This is a genomic window from Streptomyces sp. NPDC055078, from assembly GCF_053607985.1.
The window spans coordinates 1-5,522 of the sequence record NZ_JBSGUP010000558.1 but is presented as its reverse complement, the minus strand read 5'-3'; the positions used below and the strand labels follow the sequence as shown (position 1 = coordinate 5,522).

At 73.9% G+C, this 5,522-nt stretch carries 7 protein-coding genes; 4 read left to right on the top strand and 3 right to left on the bottom strand.

Annotation, left to right across the window (positions count from 1 at the left end):
• Window positions 1-312: 312 nt before the first annotated feature.
• From ACWF94_RS31930 to ACWF94_RS31920, 3 genes are all read right to left on the bottom strand, one after another.
• On the bottom strand, window positions 313-1,182 hold the full coding sequence (locus ACWF94_RS31930) for an aminoglycoside phosphotransferase family protein (protein ID WP_453496416.1): 870 nt from the start codon (window positions 1,180-1,182) through the stop codon (window positions 313-315).
• Between the two features lie 166 nt (window positions 1,183-1,348).
• Entirely contained in the window at window positions 1,349-1,810 is a 462-nt protein-coding gene (locus tag ACWF94_RS31925; RefSeq protein ID WP_453496414.1) for a ferritin-like domain-containing protein, read from the bottom strand.
• Entirely contained in the window at window positions 1,807-2,289 is a 483-nt protein-coding gene (locus ACWF94_RS31920; protein WP_453496411.1) for a hypothetical protein, read from the bottom strand. The genes ACWF94_RS31925 and ACWF94_RS31920 overlap by 4 nt, the downstream gene beginning before the upstream one ends.
• A gap of 154 nt (window positions 2,290-2,443) precedes the next feature.
• On the opposite strand from ACWF94_RS31920, the gene rimP reads away from it, so the two are divergent.
• From rimP to ACWF94_RS31900, 4 genes are all read left to right on the top strand, one after another.
• Window positions 2,444-2,944, top strand: a complete 501-nt coding sequence (rimP, locus tag ACWF94_RS31915) for a ribosome maturation factor RimP (protein ID WP_453496408.1) — start codon at window positions 2,444-2,446, stop codon at window positions 2,942-2,944.
• Window positions 2,945-2,946: 2 nt separating this feature from the next.
• Entirely contained in the window at window positions 2,947-3,954 is a 1,008-nt protein-coding gene (gene nusA, locus ACWF94_RS31910) for a transcription termination factor NusA (protein ID WP_453496405.1), read from the top strand.
• A 230-nt stretch (window positions 3,955-4,184) separates the two neighbouring features.
• A complete protein-coding gene (locus tag ACWF94_RS31905) occupies window positions 4,185-4,550 on the top strand; it encodes a YlxR family protein (RefSeq protein ID WP_453496402.1) in 366 nt (121 codons plus the stop codon).
• Window positions 4,551-4,698: 148 nt separating this feature from the next.
• Window positions 4,699-5,522: translation initiation factor IF-2 N-terminal domain-containing protein (locus ACWF94_RS31900; protein ID WP_453496399.1), on the top strand; the 824-nt coding region annotated here is incomplete at its 3' end.

Genomic DNA, 5,522 nt, shown 5'->3' with positions numbered 1-5,522 from the left:
GCGCCTCAAGCGCCGGCGGGGCTGAGTTGGCCTGGGCTGGTCTTGTCTCGTGCCCTTGGTGGGCGGGGCCCGACGTGGGACGGGGCGGTGAAGATCAGCCCGTTGGGGGTCCCCCCGGACGAAGTCTGGGGGAGTTTGAGGACACGCCCGTTGGGGGTCCCCCGGACGGAGTCTGGGGGAGTGCCGTAGCGACGGCCGTCACGTGGCACTCAGGCGTACACCCCCCCCCGGAGCGGCGCAGGGGTCACACCGAGGCCAGACACCAGAGCAGCGGGCCCAGGCCGCACCCCCCGGACCCCCGCGCCGTAGGCGTCAGAGCCAGGAGGCGAACTCCAGGGCGGGTTCCGCCTCGCGGGGGCGGCCGGTGGATGAGGCGCGGAGGGCGGATTCGACGGCGCGGAAGAGCACCCAGCCGCGCAGCCGGTCCGCGTCCACCTCCAGGGAGTCGGCGAGCTTGTTGATACGGCGGCGGGCGGCCGAGGCACCGGACGCGGCGGCGACGAGGTCCTCGACGCGGTCGCGGGCGAGGCGGGCGACGTCGTAGGCGCGTTCGCCGACGACGGGCTCGGGCCCGATCGCGAGCCAGGGGGTGCGGTCACCGGCGAGGACTTTGCCCTGGCGGAAGTTGCCGTGCAGGAGGAGGGCCTCGGGCGGGGCGGCCACCAGTTCGTCGCGGGCGGCGATGGCCGCGGCCACCAGGGGCTCCGAGGTGCCGCGGAGCGCGTCCGCCTGGCGGGCGGTGCGCTGCTCGACGGTCTCGAAGCCGTGGCCGGGCGGTGGCTCGACCCACAGCCGCCGGACGATCCCGGCGGCCTCCAGCAGCGCCTTCGCCTCCGGCAGCGACCGCAGTGAGACCTCCGGATGCAACCGCTCAAGCGGTAGCGCGTCCCCGGCGCCGGGCGCCCCCAGCGGCCGTACCGCGCCCCAGCCGTCCCAGTGCTCCAGCGCCGCGTGCTCCAGGGCGGGCACAGCGGCGGGCGGGGCGAGTTTCAGGGCGGCCGGGGTGCCGTCGGCCAGGCGCCCGAGGAGGACCAGGCTGCTGCGACCGCCGGGCGCCACCACCCGTTCGACCGTCAGCCCGAGCCGGGCCACCGCCTTCTCGGTGAGCGCGGGCAGCTGTCCGAGCCAGCCGTCGTCCTCGCCGAGCGCCCGCACCAGACGCCGGGGCGCTTGAGAAGCCATGCTCGCGTGTGTCCCCTTCGATGGGAGTCGATGATCCGCCCGGAACCGATGGTCTGACCGGAACCGGTGGCCTGACCGGAACGGACGGTCTGACCGGAACCGATGATCCGCCGAGAACCGAGATCCGCCCGGAGCCGATGGTCCGCCCGGGTACCACTTCGACCGGTCAGGGCCCGGCCGCCCGCTCGGCGAGCCCAGGAAAGGCTACGCCGCTGCCCCGCCAGCGCACCGCCCGCACCGCCGCCTCGCGCAGCGCCCCCGCGGCCTCCTGCCGCAGCGGCCCCTCCGAGGCCCGTACGAGATCGGAACAGACACCCGCGACCCGGTCCTCCAGGAACGCCGCCAGCCGTACGGCCGCCGCCGCGTCCGGCACCGGGAACGGCAGTGTGTAGGCGGGGGCCGCCACCACGGGCCTGCCGCCCAGATCGCGGACCCGGCGCGTGAGCGCGTCCCGGCGGGCCCGGTGCGCGGTGTGCGCGGCGGCGGCCTCGGCCCGGCGGGCCTTGCCGACGCGGGCTCCGGCGACCCCGTACCCGTACACCGCCGCGTGCTCCGCCGCGAGCGCGGCCTGCACGGCGGCCAGCACCCCGTCCGGGCCGTCCGGGCCCCCGGCGTCGTCCGTCCTCATCGCGCGCCTCCACCGGCCAGCAGATAGGTGTGCACCGCGCCGGCCGCGGCGACCGAGGCCACCAGCCGGGCCAGCTCCGGCCGCGCGCCGGCCAGGGCGGCCGTGTGCGCGTCGGCGGTGTGGCGCTCGGCCTCGGCCAGCGCCTTCAGCGCGGCGGCGGGGTCGGGCGCGACAGGCACCGGGGGAGCGGCCCGTACGGTCCCGCCGAACGCCGTGACATGTGCCGCCACCGAGGTGCGCAGCGGGGTCAGCCGGCCGGCCAGCCCCGGATGGTGTGCGATGGTGGCGTCGTACTGGTCACGCAGCGCGCCGCTCGTCGCGGCCAGCCGCCGCCGCAGCTCCTTCTCGGCCCTCGCCGCGTCACCGTCCGCCCCGCCCGGCGAACCGGACGCGTTCCCCGAGCACCCCGTCAGCGCTCCGGCCGCCGCGGCACCCGTCACGGCGAGAGCGCGTCTGCGTGTCGTCCCCGTGCGCCCCACGCGTGTCTCCCTCGGCCTCTCGGTGATCATCGCCGCAGGCGAGCGTACCCGTGGGGGCCACGGAGGTGGACGGCAACACCCCCCGGGACCGGATACCCTTTGATCTGACACGCGACGATCCCACAACAGCACACGCGGCCGAGGAGTCACCCGGATGAGCACCACCCAGAGCGACAGGCTGCGCGGGCTGCTGGAGCCGCTTGTCAGCGCCGCGGATCTGGAGCTGGAAGAGATCGAGATCTCCCGCGCCGGACGCCGCCGCCAGCTGAGGATCACCGTGGACTCCGACGAAGGCGCCACCCTGGACGCCTGTGCCGAGCTGAGCCGCGCCATCTCCCTCAAGCTCGACGAGACCGATGCGATGGGCGAGGGCGAGTACGTCCTCGAAGTCGGCTCACCGGGCGCCGACCGCCCCCTGACCGAGCACCGCCACTACGTGCGTGCCGCCGGGCGGCTGCTCAGACTCCACCTCCACGAGGGCGGCGAGCTGGTCGCCCGGGTGCTCGCCGTGGACGACGAGGGGCTCGACCTCGAAGTGCCGGGCGTGAAGGGGCGCAAGCCCACCGCCCGCCGCGTCGCCTTCGGTGAGATCACCAAGGCCCGGGTGGAGATCGAGTTCAACCGCAAGGACAAGAAGCAGGAAGAGGAGGCGTAGCCGTGGACATCGACGTAAAACTCCTGAAGGGCTTGGCACAGGAGAAGGAGATTCCCTTCGACCTGCTGGTCGAGGCCATCGAGTCGGCCCTCCTCATCGCCTACCACCGCACCGAGGGCAGCCGCCGCCACGCGCGCGTGGTGCTGAGCCGCGACACCGGCCATGTGACGGTGTGGGCCAAGGAGGACGCGGCCGATCTGGAGGAGGGGCAGGAGCCCAAGGAGTTCGACGACACCCCGTCGGACTTCGGCAGGATCGCCGCCACCACCGCCCGCCAGGTCATCCAGCAGCGGCTGCGGGACGCGGAGAACGACGTCACCTTCGGCGAGTACGCCCGCCGGGAGGGCGATGTCGTCGCCGGGATGGTGCAGCAGGGCAAGGACCCCAAGAACGTCCTGGTCCGGCTGGACGACAAGCTGGAGGCCATCCTGCCGGTGCAGGAGCAGGTCCCCGGCGAGGAGTACACCCACGGCCTGCGGCTGCGGACGTATGTCGTCCGGGTCGCCAAGGGGGTGCGCGGCCCGTCCGTGACGCTCTCCCGCACGCATCCCAACCTGGTGAAGAAGCTCTTCGCGCTGGAGGTCCCCGAGATCGCGGACGGCAGCGTCGAGATCGCCGCGATCGCCCGCGAGGCCGGTCACCGCACCAAGATCGCGGTCCGTTCCACCCGGTCCGGGCTCAACGCCAAGGGCGCCTGTATCGGCCCTATGGGCGGACGGGTCCGCAATGTGATGGCCGAGCTGCACGGCGAGAAGATCGACATTGTCGACTGGTCGGACGACCCGGCCGAGATGGTGGGCAACGCGCTCTCCCCGGCCCGGGTCAGCAAGGTCGAGGTCGTCGATCTCGCCGCGCGCTCGGCCCGGGTGACGGTCCCCGACTACCAGCTGTCACTGGCGATCGGCAAGGAGGGCCAGAACGCCCGCCTCGCCGCCCGCCTCACCGGCTGGCGCATCGACATCCGCTCCGACACGGAGCAGAGCGACGATCAAGGCCCCGAGCGGAGCTGACATCAGGCACCGGCTGGAGCTTGACCGGGCCCCCGCCCGACGCTGACCAGGCCACGGGCGGAGCTGACCAAGGGCCGGACCAGGGCTGGACCAGGGCCGGTCGAGGGCTGCTGTGGGGCTGCGGTGGGGCCGCTGTTACCGAGGTGACAGCGGCTCACAAAGATCGAGACAATGATCGTTCGATTCCTGCCCTGGACGGGAGGGGTCGTCGCGGGGAGGTAGACTTAACCGTGTCTGGCCGGACGCTCGCCCGTGTATGCCCTGAGCGCACTTGTGTGGGCTGCCGGGAGCGAGCGGCCAAGACCGATCTGCTGCGTACCGTGGTGATCGGGGACGAATGCGTCCCCGACGATCGCGGTACGCTGCCCGGCCGGGGTGCCTATGTACACCCCGCCATGGTCTGTCTCGATCTGGCTGTACGACGCCGGGCGTTTCCCCGGGCCCTCAGGGTCAAGGGACCGCTCGAAACGGGCGGAGTGCGGCTGTTCATCGAACAGACAGGACAGACGGCACAGACAGCACAGAGGGCACAGGCAGCACAGCCGGAGCGGGAAGCCGGGACAGTGCGGCAGGCTCAGCAGGAACAGGCTCAGTAAGAAGAAGCACGGCACGGGACCCCGTGCGGTCAGGTACCTCGCGAGTTGGAAGTAGGTCGAGATTGCGATGAGCACTCGATGAGTACGCGATGAGTACGCCCATGAAGTAGCGACGGTCCGGCGGTAACCCGGACCTAAAAGGAGCGAAGTGGCTAAGGTCCGGGTATACGAACTCGCCAAGGAGTTCGGCGTCGAGAGCAAGGTCGTCATGGCCAAGCTCCAAGAGCTCGGTGAATTCGTCCGCTCGGCGTCCTCGACGATCGAGGCGCCGGTTGTACGCAAGTTGACTGACGCATTGCAGGGACCCGGCTCAGGTGCCGGCAAGTCCGCTGCCAAGCCAGGCGTGCCCCGCAAGGCAGCGCCGTCCCCCGCCGCCCCTCGTGCGGGCGGCCCCACCCCCGGTGCGCCGTCCCCGGCCGCCCCGGCCCGTCCCGGTGCCCCCAAGCCCGGCGCCCCGGCCCCTCGGCCGGCCGCTGCCGAGGCGCCTTCCGGCACCGCCCCCAGCACTTCCGGTACGCCGTCCGGCGCATCGGCCGCCGGGCCGCGTCCGGGCCCCAAGCCCGCGCCGGCCAGGCCCGCCCCGGTCACCCCGGTGCCCGCGGCGGAGTTCTCCGCCCCGGCTCCGGCGCAGCCCGCCGCTCCGCAGCAGGGTGCCCGTCCGGCCGCGCCCGGCCCGCGCCCGGCCCGTCCGGCTCCGGCCGGCGGTCAGCGTGACGGCGGTCAGCGTGACGGCGGCCGCGGCGGCGACCGTCCGGCGCGTCCGGCAGGTCAGGGCGGCGCCCGCCCCGGCGGCAACCGCCCGGCCGGTCCCCGGCCCGGCAACAACCCCTTCACCTCCGGCGGCTCCACCGGAATGGCGCGCCCGCAGGCGCCCCGTCCCGGTGGCGGTGCCCCCCGTCCCGGTGGACACGGCGGCGCCCCCGGCGCTTCGCGTCCCCAGGGCGGCCCCGGTGGCGCACCCAGGCCGCAGGG